Source organism: Pseudoclavibacter sp. JSM 162008 (genome assembly GCF_041366455.1).
Taxonomy (GTDB): Bacteria; Actinomycetota; Actinomycetes; order Actinomycetales; family Microbacteriaceae; genus Pseudoclavibacter.
Genome location: NZ_JBEWYX010000002.1, coordinates 30,377 through 44,876, shown reverse-complemented (window position 1 = coordinate 44,876; position 14,500 = coordinate 30,377). Strand labels below are relative to the sequence as shown.

At 67.5% G+C, this 14,500-nt stretch carries 17 protein-coding genes; 14 read left to right on the top strand and 3 right to left on the bottom strand.

The genetic code is table 11. From position 1 onward, the window contains the following. Positions 1-14: 14 nt before the first annotated feature. From pgsA to ABVF28_RS01705, 6 genes are all read left to right on the top strand, one after another. Positions 15-644, top strand: coding sequence for a CDP-diacylglycerol--glycerol-3-phosphate 3-phosphatidyltransferase (pgsA, locus tag ABVF28_RS01730; RefSeq protein ID WP_179557558.1), 630 nt, complete (start codon positions 15-17; stop codon positions 642-644). Then, positions 641-1,180 carry a CinA family protein gene (locus ABVF28_RS01725; RefSeq protein ID WP_371029263.1) on the top strand — a complete coding sequence of 180 codons (540 nt, stop codon included), beginning with the start codon at positions 641-643 and terminating at the stop codon, positions 1,178-1,180. The genes pgsA and ABVF28_RS01725 overlap by 4 nt, the downstream gene beginning before the upstream one ends. Positions 1,181-1,350: 170 nt before the next feature. Beyond that, on the top strand, positions 1,351-1,662 hold the full coding sequence (locus tag ABVF28_RS01720) for a helix-turn-helix domain-containing protein (protein WP_104253024.1): 312 nt from the start codon (positions 1,351-1,353) through the stop codon (positions 1,660-1,662). Between the two features lie 90 nt (positions 1,663-1,752). Then, entirely contained in the window at positions 1,753-1,983 is a 231-nt protein-coding gene (locus ABVF28_RS01715; protein ID WP_104311509.1) for a DUF3046 domain-containing protein, read from the top strand. A gap of 258 nt (positions 1,984-2,241) precedes the next feature. Beyond that, on the top strand, positions 2,242-3,324 hold the full coding sequence (gene recA, locus ABVF28_RS01710) for a recombinase RecA (protein ID WP_104311510.1): 1,083 nt from the start codon (positions 2,242-2,244) through the stop codon (positions 3,322-3,324). Continuing rightward, positions 3,321-4,184 carry a regulatory protein RecX gene (locus tag ABVF28_RS01705; RefSeq protein WP_371029262.1) on the top strand — a complete coding sequence of 288 codons (864 nt, stop codon included), beginning with the start codon at positions 3,321-3,323 and terminating at the stop codon, positions 4,182-4,184. The genes recA and ABVF28_RS01705 overlap by 4 nt, the downstream gene beginning before the upstream one ends. Here ABVF28_RS01705 and ABVF28_RS01700 read toward each other — a convergent pair. Continuing rightward, complete coding sequence (locus tag ABVF28_RS01700) at positions 4,146-5,087, bottom strand: hypothetical protein (RefSeq protein WP_371029261.1); 942 nt, start codon at positions 5,085-5,087, stop codon at positions 4,146-4,148. The two genes, ABVF28_RS01705 and ABVF28_RS01700, sit on opposite strands and share 39 nt — an antisense overlap. A gap of 67 nt (positions 5,088-5,154) precedes the next feature. Here ABVF28_RS01700 and miaB point away from each other — a divergent pair, with 67 nt between their 5' ends. The 3 genes from miaB to dapF are packed head-to-tail and all read left to right on the top strand — an operon-like array spanning position 5,155 to position 8,555. Continuing rightward, the gene (gene miaB / locus ABVF28_RS01695; protein WP_371029260.1) at positions 5,155-6,678 is read left to right on the top strand and encodes a tRNA (N6-isopentenyl adenosine(37)-C2)-methylthiotransferase MiaB; all 1,524 of its coding nucleotides are present in this window, start codon (positions 5,155-5,157) and stop codon (positions 6,676-6,678) included. Then, positions 6,675-7,592: a tRNA (adenosine(37)-N6)-dimethylallyltransferase MiaA gene (gene miaA / locus ABVF28_RS01690; RefSeq protein ID WP_371029408.1), complete on the top strand. Its 918-nt coding sequence runs from the start codon at positions 6,675-6,677 to the stop codon at positions 7,590-7,592. Before miaB ends, miaA begins: the two co-directional genes overlap by 4 nt. A gap of 51 nt (positions 7,593-7,643) precedes the next feature. Next, positions 7,644-8,555, top strand: a complete 912-nt coding sequence (gene dapF / locus ABVF28_RS01685; RefSeq protein WP_371029259.1) for a diaminopimelate epimerase — start codon at positions 7,644-7,646, stop codon at positions 8,553-8,555. Here dapF and ABVF28_RS01680 read toward each other — a convergent pair. After that, positions 8,524-9,135, bottom strand: coding sequence for a class I SAM-dependent methyltransferase (locus ABVF28_RS01680; protein ID WP_371029258.1), 612 nt, complete (start codon positions 9,133-9,135; stop codon positions 8,524-8,526). The two genes, dapF and ABVF28_RS01680, sit on opposite strands and share 32 nt — an antisense overlap. 36 nt (positions 9,136-9,171) lie before the next feature. On the opposite strand from ABVF28_RS01680, the gene hflX reads away from it, so the two are divergent. Continuing rightward, positions 9,172-10,695, top strand: coding sequence for a GTPase HflX (gene hflX / locus ABVF28_RS01675; RefSeq protein WP_104311517.1), 1,524 nt, complete (start codon positions 9,172-9,174; stop codon positions 10,693-10,695). 96 nt (positions 10,696-10,791) lie between these two features. On the opposite strand, the gene lexA is transcribed toward hflX, so the two are convergent. Further along, positions 10,792-11,445, bottom strand: a complete 654-nt coding sequence (gene lexA, locus ABVF28_RS01670; protein WP_104253014.1) for a transcriptional repressor LexA — start codon at positions 11,443-11,445, stop codon at positions 10,792-10,794. Between the two features lie 225 nt (positions 11,446-11,670). On the opposite strand from lexA, the gene ABVF28_RS01665 reads away from it, so the two are divergent. From ABVF28_RS01665 to hisH, 4 genes are all read left to right on the top strand, one after another. Continuing rightward, positions 11,671-11,985, top strand: coding sequence for a LysM peptidoglycan-binding domain-containing protein (locus tag ABVF28_RS01665; protein ID WP_104311518.1), 315 nt, complete (start codon positions 11,671-11,673; stop codon positions 11,983-11,985). Between the two features lie 67 nt (positions 11,986-12,052). Further along, positions 12,053-13,141, top strand: a complete 1,089-nt coding sequence (locus ABVF28_RS01660) for a histidinol-phosphate transaminase (RefSeq protein ID WP_371029257.1) — start codon at positions 12,053-12,055, stop codon at positions 13,139-13,141. 9 nt (positions 13,142-13,150) lie between these two features. Beyond that, complete coding sequence (hisB, locus tag ABVF28_RS01655) at positions 13,151-13,759, top strand: imidazoleglycerol-phosphate dehydratase HisB (RefSeq protein WP_104311520.1); 609 nt, start codon at positions 13,151-13,153, stop codon at positions 13,757-13,759. Next, entirely contained in the window at positions 13,756-14,409 is a 654-nt protein-coding gene (hisH, locus tag ABVF28_RS01650; protein WP_179557567.1) for an imidazole glycerol phosphate synthase subunit HisH, read from the top strand. Before hisB ends, hisH begins: the two co-directional genes overlap by 4 nt. The last annotated feature ends 91 nt before the right edge of the window (positions 14,410-14,500 follow it).

Sequence of the window (14,500 nt, the reverse complement as noted above, 5' to 3'; positions counted from 1 at the left end):
CGAGAGGCAGCACCATGACCGGTCGAATACTCCGTGGAGGCGACGGGCCGGTGAGCAACTGGTGCGTGCCGAACCTCATCACGATCGCGCGCATCCTGCTGGTGCCCGTCTTCGTGTGGTTCCTCCTGCTGGACGGCAACACCGATGGTGCCTGGCGCTGGGCGGCCGCCGTGCTGTTCATCGTGGCCATCGCGACCGACAGCCTTGACGGGCACATCGCCCGCAGCCGCAACCTCATCACGGACCTCGGCAAGCTCCTCGACCCCATCGCCGACAAGGCACTCACCGGCACCGCGCTGGTGATGCTCTCCGTGCTCGGCGAGCTCCCGTGGTGGGTGACGATCATCATCCTCGTGCGCGAGCTGGGTATCACCTTCTGGCGACTGGCGGTCGCCAAGAAGCGCGTCCTGCCGGCCGGGCGGGGCGGCAAGCTCAAGACGCTTGTCCAGGCGTTCGCCATCTCGCTCGCGCTGCTCCCGCTCTGGGTCGTCTTCGGGGACTGGGTGCACTGGGTCAACATCGTCTTCATGTCGGCGGCGTTCATCCTCACCGTGTGGTCCGGGATCGACTACCTCTGGCAGGCCTACCGGCCGCAGAACAAGAAAACGCCCGAGCTTCGGGCCGACGACGGGACTCAGCGATGACCGGCGGAATCACCCCAGCACTGCCGCAGACGATCGAGCTGGGACGGGTGCTGCTCGAGGCCGGCCTCAGCATCGGCGTCGCCGAGTCCCTCACCGGAGGCGCACTCGTCGCAGAGCTCGTCAAGATCCCTGGCATCTCCGCATCGCTCGCGGGCGGCATCGTCGCCTACCGCACCGAGCTCAAGCAGTCGCTGCTCGGGGTCGACGAGGACCTCTTGGCCGAGCGGGGACCGGTCGACCCTGATGTCGCCGCCGCCATGGCACTCGGCGCGCGGACCGCTCTTGCCGCTGGTCGTGGCGAGCGCCTCGACATCGGACTCTCGACAACGGGCGTCGCAGGCCCGCAGGCGCAGGCCGGCCGAGCTCCCGGCGTGGTCTTCATCGGCATCTCCTCGCTCTTCGGCGACAAGGTCGTCGAACTCGACTTCTCTTCGCTGGTCCGTCTCGACGACCCCGCCGGCAGCCGGCAGCGGGTCCGCGGAGCCACCGTCGAGGCAGCCGTTCACAACGTGCTGGAAATGCTCGTGGAACACTGACGCGGTATCGTGAGCGAAGCTTCCTCGAAGGTTGAGTCGAATCGCCTCAACATTCGGCTTTCTTTCAGGAATACCATCGATGTTTGCTTGGTTGTTCTCAGCGTGACGAAGTCTCCACGAAGTCTCGTAAGTTACAGTTCTTGGCATACGGCAGTAAGGAGGACCCCGCTATGGTCCTAGCGCGTCAAGAGATCGGTGAAGTCCTGCGCGATGTGCGCCTGCGTAAGGGGCACACGCTCCGGCAGGTCGCGGGTCGCGCCTCGGTTGCACTCGGCTACCTGAGTGAGGTCGAGCGCGGGCAGAAGGAAGCCTCGAGCGAGATCCTCGCGTCGGTGGCGGAAGCCCTCGAGACCCCCCTCTCAACCATCTATCGCGAAGTGGGCGACCGTCTGGCCGTCCACGAACGCTTCGACACGAGCATCCCCGACACCGTTCCGGACGACCTCCTGCTCGGAGTTCGCAAGCCACTCGTCACGCGTTAGCGCGACGCTCTCGCAGGGTTCCCCTGGTCGAGAGAAGCGACCGACGGCGTCGCAGCATCAGCTGCGGCGCCGTCGGCGTACGCTTGGGGGATGCGCAAGAGCGAGTTCGACAGGGCCGTGGTCGATGAATTCGGTGACGCCTACGGGCGCTCCCTGATGCGCGACCTGGTGCTCGGGGCTGTCGGGGACCGCACGGCGCTGCAGGCGCTTGACGACGGAGTCGAGCCGCGCGACATCTGGCTCGCGCTCTGCGCGGACACGGGAGTGCCAGAGTCCAGGCGTCACGGCGTCGGCACGATAGACCCCCGGACTCGGGACTGACCTCGACCTCCTGAGCCACTGCCTTCCATCCGACACGCCTGTCGGATGTTCGAAGTCGTGTTCGAAGCGCGTAGGGTGTTCACGTCGGACTCCTCGGAGACTTGTCCACAGATGAGGGACCTCGATCACAGAATGTCGGTGGTCGCCTCTAGCGTGATTGTCGAGTAGCCAAGGAACCCTATCCGCCTTGTCGTCAGCGCTCTCCATCAGCGCGCGACAGCCGAGAGGCGACCGCCACATTCCGAGAGGACCACCACCATGCCAAACCCAGCAGACCGCGAAAAGGCTCTTGACGCCGCACTCGCCCAGATCGACCGCCAGTTCGGCAAGGGGTCGGTCATGCGCCTCGGGAGCGACGAGCGCGCACCCGTCGAGACCATCCCAACCGGATCCGTCGCACTCGACGTCGCGCTCGGCATCGGGGGGCTCCCTCGCGGCCGCATCGTCGAGATCTACGGGCCGGAGTCCTCGGGGAAGACCACGCTGACGCTCCACGCCATCGCGAACGCGCAGCGTGCCGGTGGCATCGCGGCCTTCATCGACGCGGAGCACGCGCTCGACCCCGAGTACGCGAAGAAGCTCGGCGTCGACATCGACGCTCTCCTCGTGGCCCAGCCAGACACCGGTGAGCAAGCGCTCGAGATCACGGACATGCTGATCCGCTCTGGCTCCGTCGACCTCGTTGTCATCGACTCCGTGGCGGCCCTCGTGCCGAAGGCTGAGATCGAAGGGGAGATGGGCGACAGCCACGTCGGACTCCAGGCGCGCCTCATGTCGCAGGCCCTCCGCAAGCTCACGGGTGGGCTCAGCCAGACGAAGACCACCGCCATCTTCATCAACCAGCTCCGCGAGAAGATCGGCGTCTTCTTCGGCAGCCCCGAGACGACCGCCGGTGGAAAGGCGCTGAAGTTCTACGCCTCGGTCCGCCTCGACATCCGTCGCATCGAGACCCTGAAGGATGGCACGGACGCCGTCGGCAACCGCACCCGCGTGAAGGTCGTCAAGAACAAGATGGCACCGCCCTTCAAGCAGGCGGAGTTCGACATCCTCTACGGCGTCGGCATCTCCCGTGAGGGCTCGCTCATCGACTTCGGGGTCGAGCACGGCCTCGTGCGCAAGTCGGGCGCCTGGTACACCTACGAGGGCGACCAGCTCGGGCAGGGCAAGGAGAACGCCCGAAACTTCCTCATCCAGCACCCCGAGATCGCCGAGGAGATCGAGCGCAAGATCCTCGCCAAGCTCGGTGTCGGCCAGCCAGCCGACTCGCCTGCCGAGGCCGTCGAGGCACCGCTCGCGCCTGTCGCCGCCGAGGCGAAGGTCGCTCAGCGGCGCGGCGCATGACCGACGAGCTCGCTCCGGTGACACCGCTCTTCGGGTCGTCACCGGCGAGCGACCAGTCAGCGTCGGAGGCTGACGTGGTGGACCCGGCCACAGAGCAAGCTCCGTCGAGTCCGGGGAGGCGAGACGCTGCCAGCTCTGCGGCAGAGTCCCGCCCCTCGACCGGCGGAGCCACGAGACTCGTTTCCATCCCAGGCGGGCAAGGCGAGACACAGGCTTTCACGGCCGTCGTGCCCGCTGGGATGGACGCGGAATCCCGGCAACGGCTGGTCGAGGAGGCACAGGAGACACTGGTCCGTGCGCTCGCTCGCAGCGACCGGTCCATCGAGGAGGCCCGGCGCCTGCTCCGCGACTGGCGGGGCGAGGACCCTCAGGGTGCGCAGGCTCCCGAGGACGGCTCCGAGGAGGCCGCCGACTATGAGGCGTCGCTTCGTCTTGACGACGACGAGACAGAGCAGGTGATCGAACGCTGCACTGAGCTCGGCTACCTCGACGACTTCAGGCTCGCCGAGCTGCTCGTGCACAAGGCCAGAGATAAGAAGCGGTCGGGCATCCAGGGCGTCGAGCGGACACTTCGCGACCGGCACCTCTCCACGGAAGCGATCCAGGAGGCGCTCGCCGAGATCGATCGCGACGACGAACTCGAACGTGCCACCGAACTCGCCACTGAACGTGCCAGGCGAGTGACCGGGGTCGAGCCCGACGCGGCAATCCGACGCATCGCCGGGTTCCTCTCCAGGCGCGGCTACTCTGCAGGCGTCGCGTTCGCCGCCGCCAGGGAAGCCGTCCAGGGAGGTCCCAGGACGCGCCGCCCGTCGAGCGGCTCAGCCGGCGTGTTCTTCGGCGTCACTCCCGTCGAGTAGCGCCAGCGCAACGCGCTGCCCCTCAGCGTCGCGGGCGACCTCGAGGCGGACCAGAGCCTCCTCGAGGGCTCGCCGGGCTGCGGCTGGAGCACCAGCCCGATCGTGTGCTTCAGCCAGCACGAAGCCCACGCGACCTGCGGCGCGCAAGTCGCGTTCCGCTTCCAGTGCCGAGATGGCAGCCATCGCCTGCGTCGCCGCGCGTGACGGCTCGCCGTCCCGAAGCGCCGCGCGAGCACGGCGTACCGCCACGATCGCGGCCTCCTGCTCCCGCTCGGCAACGGGTGCCAGGTGCAGGGCCGCGATCTGCAGGTTGGCATCGAAACCAGCGAACACCGCAGCACCCGACGGGAACGACGTCGCCCCGAGGGCCAGGAGCATCTCGGTCCGCCCAGCGAACTCCACGGCCGTCACGGGCCCCCCGTCCGACGCCGCGGCCGGAGCGACCACCTCGTCCACCCACCGATCCCACGCGAACTCGCTCTGCCGATACTGATCGCGCAGCCCCGCGTCGCAGACGATCAGCAGCCCATGCCGCGGCTCGACAACCGGGACCTCGCCCTGGAGCTCACTCGGCAGGGAATGCCAGTACGCCTCATCGCGAGGGGCGTCCCTCCAGCGCTCCGGTTCGTCATGCATCGAGATCGTCAGAGCCTCGAGGCGCGAGGATCCCAACTCATCCGTGACCAGCGTGGTCACGGCCTGCAGCGGACCGCCGCCCACCTTCAGCACCAGGCCGTCGACTCCGTTCTCACCGCCCGCCGGACCGACATACAGGGCCCCGCTCGGCGCCGAGATGACAGCCGATCGCTCCCCGCGCGCCTCAACGCGGCCAGCGTCGGTCTGCAGCAGCCCTCTCTGGAGAGCAAGAGAAGTCGCCGGTGTGACGCCGTCATCAGTGGTCATGGCTCGCATCCCGCCAGCGTAGCGGTGGCAGTGCGCCATCGTGAAGCGAACGTAGAATTGGCGGATCATGAGCGAGACAGCCACACCCATCGCACCCTCCCCAGCTGCACGCAGACCAGACGGGTCGCCGAGGAGCTACGAAGTGCGCACGCTCGGCTGTCAGATGAACGTGCACGACTCTGAGCGCATGTCCGGTTCGCTGCGAGCTGCTGGGTACGTCGAAGCCGACGGCCTCGAACCAGACGTCGTCGTCATCAACACGTGCGCCGTCCGAGAGAACGCGGACAACCGTCTCTACGGCAATCTCGGGCAGCTGGCGGCCATCAAGCGAGAACACGAAGGCATGCAGATCGCCGTCGGTGGATGCCTGGCCCAGAAGGACCGCGGAACGATCCTGGAAAAGGCCCCCTGGGTCGACGTGGTCTTCGGAACACACAACATGGGGGCCCTGCCGAGCCTGCTCGAGCGGGCACGTCACAACGACGAGGCCCAGCTCGAGATCCTCGAGTCACTCGATGTCTTCCCGTCGACCCTGCCGACCAAGCGCGACTCGACCTACTCCGGGTGGGTGTCCATCTCGGTGGGATGCAACAACACCTGCACCTTCTGCATCGTCCCGTCTCTCCGTGGCAAAGAGAAGGACCGTAGGCCGGGCGACGTCCTCGGCGAGATGCGTGCGCTCGTCGACGACGGCGCGATCGAGGTGACGCTGCTCGGGCAGAACGTCAACTCCTACGGGGTCGAGTTCGGCGACCGCCAGGCATTCAGCAAGCTCCTCCGCGCTTCCGGCCAGATCGAAGGCCTCGAGCGCGTGCGCTTCACGAGCCCCCACCCCGCCGCCTTCACGCAGGACGTCATCGATGCCATGGCGGGGACGCCCAACGTCATGCCTCAGCTGCATATGCCCCTGCAGTCCGGCTCGGACCGCATCCTCAAAGCCATGCGGCGCTCGTACCGCAGCACGAAGTTTCTCGGCATCCTCGACAAGGTGAGGGAGCAGATGCCGCACGCTGCCATCACCACCGACATCATCGTCGGCTTCCCGGGCGAGACCGAAGAGGACTTCGCCGAGACCATGCGCGTCGTCGAGGCCTCGAGGTTCGCGAGCGCCTTCACATTCCAGTACTCGATCCGGCCGGGCACGCCCGCCGCGACGATGCCGGATCAGGTGCCGAAGGCCGTCGTGCAGGAGCGCTACGAGCGGCTGATGGCATTGCAGGACCGCATCAGCCGCGAGGAGAACGAGAAGCTCGTCGGCTCGGTGCAGCGGATCCTGGTCAGCGCCGGCGAGGGGAAGAAGGACGGCGAGACACACCGCATGTCCGGGCGAGCCGAAGACAACAGGCTCGTGCACTTCTCTGTGCCGACTGGTGTGGAACGTCCGCGACCCGGTGACGTCGTGACCGTCGAGATCACGGCCGCGGCTTCCTTCCATCTCGTGGCCGACGCTCGCTCATCCCACCTCGACGTCCGCCGGACGACGGCGGGGGATGCCTGGGATCGTTCGCTCGCGGAGAGCTGCTCGGTACCCGCGCCGGGAGGTGCCCAGAGCCGCGTCTCGCTCGGTCTCCCGACGCTCCGGCGAGCCTGACCGTGTTCATCACGATCGGGGGAGCGACCGGTACGGGCAAGTCGCGGCTCTCGCTCGAGGTTGCCGCGCGCCTTCGCGCCACGGGTCGAGGAGCGCAGATCATCAACGCCGACGCCATGCAGCTGTACCGCGGCATGGACATCGGCACCGCGAAGCTCAGCCTCGAGGAACGCGAGGGAGTTCGGCACCACCTCCTCGACGTCCTAGAGGTGACCGAGGACGCGAGCGTCGCCTGGTACCAGGAACGTGCGAGGGCGCTCATCGAGCAGATCGAGGCCGAAGGGGACGTGCCCATCCTCGTCGGCGGATCCGGTCTCTACATCGCTGGCGTGTGCTTCGATCTGCGCTTCCCTGGAACCGACCCGCAGGTCCGCGCGCGACTCGAGGCCGAGCTGGAGAGCGACGGACCTGGCCCGCTGTTCGCACGTCTGCGCGAGCAGGACCCGACCGCCGCAGCCACGATGGACGCGCGGAACGGCCGTCGTCTCGTGCGCGCGCTCGAGGTGATCGAGGTCACCGGCGAGCCATTCAGCGCGCAGCTGCCCGACCAGGAGGCGACCTGGCGGGACGTGACCTTCGCCGTCGTCGAAGAGCACCGCGAAGTGCTCACGCCGCGGCTGGACGCCAGGGTGGAGCGGATGTGGGAGAGCGGACTCCTGGAAGAGACGGAGATGCTGGCGGAAGCGGGCCTCGAACGCGGCACCACCGCGAGACGAGCCATCGGCTACCAGCAGGCGCTCGCGCAACTTCGAGGCCAGTCGTCTCGGGCCGAGGCGATCGCGGAGGCGCAGCTCCTCACTCGGAAGTACGCGAGGCGACAGGTCTCGTGGTTCCGTCGCTACAGCAGAGCCGTTCGCGCGCACAGCGGCGAGAGCTTCGCCGCCCAGCGCATCATCGAAGCAGCCGGACTCTGACGCCGTGTCCGCTGCGCACGGGCCGGGTCAGATGTCCGTAGCATTGACGCCATGACACAACTCGCGTTCACCAAGGCGCAGGCCACCGGCAACGACTTCGTCCTCGTCTCCGACCCGGATGGCGAACTCGAGCTCGGGCCTCAGCGGGTGGCGCGGCTGTGCGATCGCAACTTCGGCGTCGGCGGCGATGGGCTCATCCGCGCCGTCCGTTCCGCGCACCTTGCAGAGGGCCGCGAGCTGCAGGCCGTGAACCCCGGTGCAGAGTGGTTCATGGACTACCGCAACGGCGACGGATCCATCGCCGAGATGTGCGGCAACGGTGTCCGCGCCTTCGCTCGGTTCCTCACCGAGACCGGGCTGGCGACGCTGGCGAAGGGCGAGCGCCTCGAGATCGGGACCCGCGCTGGACTCCGGATCGTCGAGCGCGAGGGTGACGGCTTCCGCGTTGACATGGGTCCGTGGCGTCTGGATGGCGGAGAGCCGCTGGTGACCGTGCCGCACATCGGTGTGTCCCGCCCGGGCCTCGGCATCGATGTCGGCAACCCTCACGTCGTCGTGGCCCTCTCGAGTGAGGAGGAGCTGGATCGTCTCGAGCTCTTCCACGCCCCGCTCATCGAGCCTGCCCCCGAGCTCGGCGCGAACGTCGAGTTCGTGGTGCCGCACGACCAGCTCGTCCAGGACGGGGTCGGGCACATTCGGATGCGCGTCCACGAGCGCGGTGTCGGCGAGACGCTCTCCTGCGGAACAGGCGCCGTTGCATCGGCGCTTGCTGTCCGCTCCTGGGCTGGCGCAGGCGCGCCGGACGTGTGGTCCGTGCGAGTCCCGGGTGGCGTCCTCAACGTCACCGTCGCACCTGTCGACGGCGTCGAGCACGTGTTCCTGTCCGGGCCGGCTGAGATCGCCTTCACCGGCGTTGTCGAGGACGACCTCGCTACTGAGCTCGCCGTACCCGCAGCACTCTGAATCCGGCGTCCGTCGAGTGGCGCTCGACGGACAGCTCCGGGCCGAACTGCTTCGCGATCCAGGCCTGCAGCGAGTCGCCGCCGAGCTTCTTCGCGACGACGAGCCATGCCTCCCCGTCTGCGCTGAGGCGGGGAAGCCAGTCCATGAGCAGCTCATGAAGCGCGTCCTTGCCGATCCTGATGGGCGGATTGGACCAGATGAGGTCGAAGCGGGCGTCAGCGGGGACATCGGCTGGCAGGGATGTCCTGATCCGATGGAGGCAGAGGTTCTCCGCGTTCTCACGGGTCAGGAGGAGCGCTCGCTCGTTGACATCGGCCGCCCACACATCGAGTTCGGGCGACTCGAGCGCCAGGGCTAGGCTGATCGCGCCCCAGCCGCAGCCGAGATCCAGCGCCGTGCCAGTTGCTGGAGGCTTCGGGGCGGCGGCGAGGAGAGCTTGCGTGCCTCGGTCGAGGTGCTCCGGGCTGAAGGTGCCGCCGGCCGTGGTGACGGTCGCGGCGTGCCCCCGGAGCCTGACCTGGATGCTTCGCCGCTCGAGCGGGCCGTCTGGGGTTGCTGAGAAGTAATGCTGAGCGGTCACCCCTAGACGCTAGCACCGGCGTAGAATCGTACGAATATGCGAGATTCTGAAACTCCTCCAGGCGAGAGCAACGACGCGATCGACCGAATCCTGCGAGCGGCGAGAGAGCCGGGCGCGACCATGACCCTGTTCTCGTCCGGGCGTGCGCAGGCATTGCAGGACGGTGCGAGCACGGGGTACGACGGCGAATCCGATGGTGACCAGCTCGAACGCGAGGCGCGCCAATCCCTGCGGCGCGTCGAGAGCCTGCGCACGGAACTCGAGGACGTCACCGAGGTCGAGTACCGCAAGGTGCGTCTTGAGCGGGTTGTCCTGGTCGGGGTCTACCGTCGCAACTCCCTCGAGGAGGCCGAGAACTCCATGCAGGAGCTGGCCGCTCTCGCGGAGACGGCGGGCGCCGTCGTCCTGGACGGCGTGCTCCAGCGGCGACCCAACCCGGACCCGGCCACGTACCTGGGCCGAGGCAAGGTCGCTGAGCTCAAGGAGATCGTCGCGGCCCTCGAAGCCGACACGGTCGTCGCGGACACGGAGCTCGCGCCAAGCCAGCGGCGTGCGCTCGAGGACGAGATCAAGGTCAAGGTCATCGACCGCACGGCCGTGATCCTTGACATCTTCTCTCAGCACGCGAAGAGCCGAGAGGGCAAGGCTCAAGTCGAGCTGGCGCAGATGGAATACATGCTCCCGCGCCTCCGAGGCTGGGGTGAGTCGATGTCCCGCCAGGCCGGTGGGCAGGTCGGCGGCGGAGCCGGCATGGGCTCGAGAGGTCCCGGTGAGACGAAGATCGAGCTCGATCGTCGCCGCATTCGCACGAAGATGGCCAAGCTCCGGCACCAGATCGCGGACATGAAGGACGCGCGCGACGTGAAGCGCGCGACTCGCGAGCGCAACCAGGTGCCGGCCGTCGCCATCGTCGGCTACACCAACGCCGGCAAGTCGAGCCTCCTCAACCGCATCACCCACGCAGGTGTGCTCGTCGAGAACGTGCTCTTCGCGACGCTCGACGCGACGGTGCGCAAGGCATCCACGGAAGACGGCCGCCCGTACACGATCGCCGACACCGTCGGGTTCGTGCGCAACCTGCCTCACCAGCTTGTCGAGGCCTTCCGATCGACGCTCGAGGAGCTGCAGGCTGCCGATGTCATCGTGCACGCCGTCGACGCCTCGCACCCGGACCCGGCCGCCCAGCTCGCCACCGTGCGTGACGTCATCGGCGAGGTCGAGGCGCACGACGTCCCGGAGATCGTCGTCTTCACCAAGGCCGACCTCGTCGACAGCGATCGCCGCCTTGAACTGCAGGGCCTCGCGAATGACGGCATCTTCGTGTCTGCGCACACCGGCGAGGGCATCGACCTGCTGCTCGCGCGAATCGCAGAACTGCTTCCGACGCCGGAGGTCACGATCGACGTGCTCGTGCCGTTCGAACGCGGCGACCTCGTCTCTTACCTCCACGAGCGCGGTGCTGTGCTCGAGCTGGGTCACGAGGAGGGTGGCACGCGCCTCAAGGCGCGAGTGAATCCCGACCAGCTCGGCCTGTTCGAAGAGTTCACCGTCGCGGGCTGAGTCGCTGCAGCGCGACTGAGCACTGAACGCAGAAGAGCGGCAAGCCCGATGGGCTTGCCGCTCTTCTGCGTTCAGGCGGGTCTTCTCTGGAGAGGATCAGATGGATCGAAGCACCGCGACGACCTTGCCCAGGATCTCAGCCTCGTCGCCCAGGATCGGCTCGAAGTCGCTGTTGCGGGGGAGCAGCCAGATGTGTCCGTCCCGCTTGCGGAAGGTCTTGACCGTGGCCTCGCCGTCGAGCATGGCGGCGACGATGTCGCCGTTCTCGGCAGTGCGCTGTGACCGCACCACGACCCAGTCGCCATCGCAGATGGCGGCGTCGATCATCGACTCGCCGACCACGCGGAGCAGGAAGAGCTCGCCCTTGCCAACGATCTGGCGGGGGAGCGCGAAGACATCCTCGACCTGCTGCTCAGCCGTGATCGGGATGCCGGCTGCGATGCGACCCACGACGGGTACGAAGGCGGCCTCCGCCGTGTCGTTCGAGTCGCCATCGTCGGCATGGTCGAAGTGCACGAGCACCTCGAGAGCGCGTGGCATGCCCGGGTTCCGCTTGATGTAGCCGAACTTCTCAAGCTGCCCGAGCTGATGGGTCACGCTCGAGAGCGAGACCAGCCCGACCGTATCGCCGATCTCCCGCATGCTCGGCGGGTACCCGCGAGTGCGAACCGACTCGATGATGCAGGTCAGGATGCGCTCCTGCTTCTCGGTCAGCTTTCTGTAGATGTCACTCGCTGGCTTCTTGGCCATGTCGTCTCCGTCCGCTCTCCGACACGGAATGTCGGTGGCAGGTGGTGCACTGCCTGATAGCGCCAACCCTACCGAGGGTGCACGCAGCTACGAAACATTTCTTCGAGTGTTGTGGAGGAAAGTTCGGCAGATTCGAACGTTCGACCTTGACTTGACACTTTGTTCGTAGCTATATTCAGTACATACATTCGACCGCTCGAAGATGTGGACGAATCAGGAGGAATCATGAACAACACTGCCGCACCGCTCCGCCTCACCGCTCGAGGCCGCCGGGTCGTCCTGGCGCTCGCCGCGCTGCCCGTCGCCGCCGCCATCGCGCTCGGCGCCACGCACATGACCTCTGCAGCGGCATCGAACGAGACAGCCGATGTCGAGTTCGAGTACGTCACGGTCGGCGCGGGCGACACTCTCTGGGGAATCGCCGAGGAGGTCGCGGGCGACGCAGATGTCCGCGACGTCATCGTCGAGATCTCCAAGCTCAACGCGCTCGAGAACGGCACGGTTCAGGCCGGCCAGCGCCTCGCGCTCCCGCTCGACTGACGTCGTACATGTCGTCGACGAACACCTCGGCCGGGGCGTGGTGGGGGCCTCGTCGTAGGCTTGTCCGGTGACCTCGTTCGAAGACCTGCCCATCCGCGACGACCTTCGCGGACTCACCCCATATGGTGCGCCTCAGCAACCGGTGCGCGTCGCCATCAACGTCAACGAGAACCCGCACCAGGTTCCAGAGGTCGTCGCAAGACGCATCATCGAAGCGATCGCTCGCGAGCTCCCGGGTCTCAACCGGTACCCGGACCGCGAGTTCACCGCACTCCGGGAGCAGCTGAGTGTCTACCTGGGTCACGGCATCTCTCCCGAGCAGGTGTGGGCGGCGAACGGCTCCAACGAGATCATGCAGCAGCTCTTGCAGGTCTTCGGGGGGCCAGGCCGGAGTGTGCTCAGCTTCACGCCCAGTTACTCGATGTACCCGCTGCTCACCCAAGGTGTGGGGTCCACCTGGGTGCCAGTGCCGCGCGCCGGTGACTTCACGATCACCGCAGAGCTCGTCACCGAGGCCATCGAGCGGGAGCAGCCCGACATCACGATCATCTGCTCGCCCAACAACCCGACGGGCACCGCGACCGACCTCAGCGTGATCGCCGCGGCCTACGAAGCGACCGACGGCATCCTCATCGTCGACGAGGCCTACGCCGAGTTCCTCCCAGACGGCGAGGAGACCGCGCTCTCGCTGCTTTCCGGGCGCGAGCGGCTCGTCGTCTCGAGGACCATGAGCAAGGCATTCGCGTTCGCGGGTGCTCGAGTCGGGTACTTCGCGGCCGACTCCGCCGTCGTGGATGCCGTGCGGTTGGTCCGCCTTCCCTACCACTTGTCTGCGATCACCCAGGCCGCGGCAACCGCCGCACTCGAGTGCTCCGAGATCATGCTGCAGCAGGTCGACGCCATCCGCGAGCAGCGGGACCGCCTTCTCGCAGAGCTCCCGGCGCTCGGTTTCACGCCCTGGGAGTCCGGGGCGAACTTCGTGCTCTTCGGGGGTGTCGATGACCCGGCAGACACCTTCGCTCGGCTGCTGGAACGCGACATCCTGGTCCGCGACGTCGGCATCCCGAACACGCTCAGGGTGACGGCGGGTACACGGGCGGAGACGTCCGCGTTCCTGGACGCTCTCGCCGAGATCACGAACGCCGGAAAGGCCTAGGCTGGAGGGATGACCACGACGCCACGCACTGCGACGCTCTCGCGAGCAACGAGCGAGTCCTCCATCGAGCTGAGCCTGAACCTGGACGGCACCGGCATCGCCGACATCCAGACGTCGGTGCCGTTCTACGACCACATGCTCACGGCCTTCGCGAAGCACTCGCTCACCGACCTCACGGTCCGCGCCACGGGCGACACGGAGATCGACGTGCACCACACGGTGGAGGACACGGCGATCGTCCTCGGTCAGGCGATCCGGCAGGCCCTCGGCGACAAGTCCGGTATCGCCAGGTACGGCGACGCGCGGGTTCCGCTCGACGAGTCGTTGGCTGAGGCAGTCGTCGACATCTCAGGGCGACCGTTCCTCGTGCACACGGGGGAGCCGGACGCGTTCGTCTACCACCTCATCGGCGGTCACTTCACGGGGGCGATGGTGCGCCACGTCTTCGAGGCGATCACCTTCCACGCCGGTCTGACCGTGCACGTCGAACTCATCCGCGGGCGCGACCCCCACCACATCGCCGAGGCAGAGTTCAAGGCATTCGCCAGGGCGTTCCGCGCTGCGAAGCGCCTCGACCCCGAGGTCGTCGGCATCCCCTCGACGAAGGGCGCCCTGTGACCGGACCCGCCCGTCCGCGCGTCGTCGTCGCCGACTACGGCTCAGGCAACGTGCACTCGGCAGTCAAGGCGCTCGAAGCGGCGGGAGCCGACGTCGAGCTCACCGCCGACCGCGCCGCGGCCTACGACGCCGACGGGTATGTCGTCCCGGGCGTGGGCAGCTTCGCGCACGTCATGGAAGCCATCAACCGGCAGCGCATCGGCGAGATCGTCGGCAGGCGCCTCGCCGGCGGTCGCCCGGTCCTCGGCATCTGCGTCGGCATGCAGATCTTCTTCGACGGCGGCATCGAGGGCGGGGAGCGCGCCGAGGGCCTCGGCGAGTGGCCAGGGGAAGTGACCGAGCTCCACGCCGACGTGCTTCCGCACATGGGCTGGAACCTCGTCGAGCCGCCGACCGACTCCAAGCTCTTCGCGGGCATCGCCGATGAGCGCTTCTACTTCGTGCACTCGTACGCGGCGCACGAGCTCCCGCTCGAGCCGCATCCCAAGGCCCGCCCGGTGCTCGTCACATACGCGGAGCACGGCGAGCGCTTCATCGCGGCCGTCGAGAACGGCCCGCTCTCCGCCACGCAGTTCCACCCCGAGAAATCTGGCGAGGCCGGCGTTCGCCTGCTCCGCAACTGGATCGAGACGCTCCCGACGCGGGCCTAGGCCGATCGCCTCGGCGCGCGTGGCGACTGCCTGCCGATACGCTATTGCCCGGACGGCCAGGGCCTGACCTTCCGGCGTCGACGTCCAGGCG

Excerpts from the sequence above, each read along its gene's own strand:
- pgsA (WP_179557558.1), top strand. The coding sequence starts at position 15 with ATGACCGGTCGAATACTCCGTGGAGGCGACGGGCCGGTGAGCAACTGG.
- ABVF28_RS01725 (WP_371029263.1), top strand. The coding sequence starts at position 641 with ATGACCGGCGGAATCACCCCAGCACTGCCGCAGACGATCGAGCTGGGA.
- ABVF28_RS01720 (WP_104253024.1), top strand. The coding sequence starts at position 1,351 with ATGGTCCTAGCGCGTCAAGAGATCGGTGAAGTCCTGCGCGATGTGCGC.
- ABVF28_RS01715 (WP_104311509.1), top strand. The coding sequence starts at position 1,753 with ATGCGCAAGAGCGAGTTCGACAGGGCCGTGGTCGATGAATTCGGTGAC.
- recA (WP_104311510.1), top strand. The coding sequence starts at position 2,242 with ATGCCAAACCCAGCAGACCGCGAAAAGGCTCTTGACGCCGCACTCGCC.
- ABVF28_RS01705 (WP_371029262.1), top strand. The coding sequence starts at position 3,321 with ATGACCGACGAGCTCGCTCCGGTGACACCGCTCTTCGGGTCGTCACCG.
- ABVF28_RS01700 (WP_371029261.1), bottom strand. The coding sequence starts at position 5,087 with ATGACCACTGATGACGGCGTCACACCGGCGACTTCTCTTGCTCTCCAG.
- miaB (WP_371029260.1), top strand. The coding sequence starts at position 5,155 with ATGAGCGAGACAGCCACACCCATCGCACCCTCCCCAGCTGCACGCAGA.
- dapF (WP_371029259.1), top strand. The coding sequence starts at position 7,644 with ATGACACAACTCGCGTTCACCAAGGCGCAGGCCACCGGCAACGACTTC.
- hflX (WP_104311517.1), top strand. The coding sequence starts at position 9,172 with ATGCGAGATTCTGAAACTCCTCCAGGCGAGAGCAACGACGCGATCGAC.
- lexA (WP_104253014.1), bottom strand. The coding sequence starts at position 11,445 with ATGGCCAAGAAGCCAGCGAGTGACATCTACAGAAAGCTGACCGAGAAG.
- ABVF28_RS01665 (WP_104311518.1), top strand. The coding sequence starts at position 11,671 with ATGAACAACACTGCCGCACCGCTCCGCCTCACCGCTCGAGGCCGCCGG.
- hisB (WP_104311520.1), top strand. The coding sequence starts at position 13,151 with ATGACCACGACGCCACGCACTGCGACGCTCTCGCGAGCAACGAGCGAG.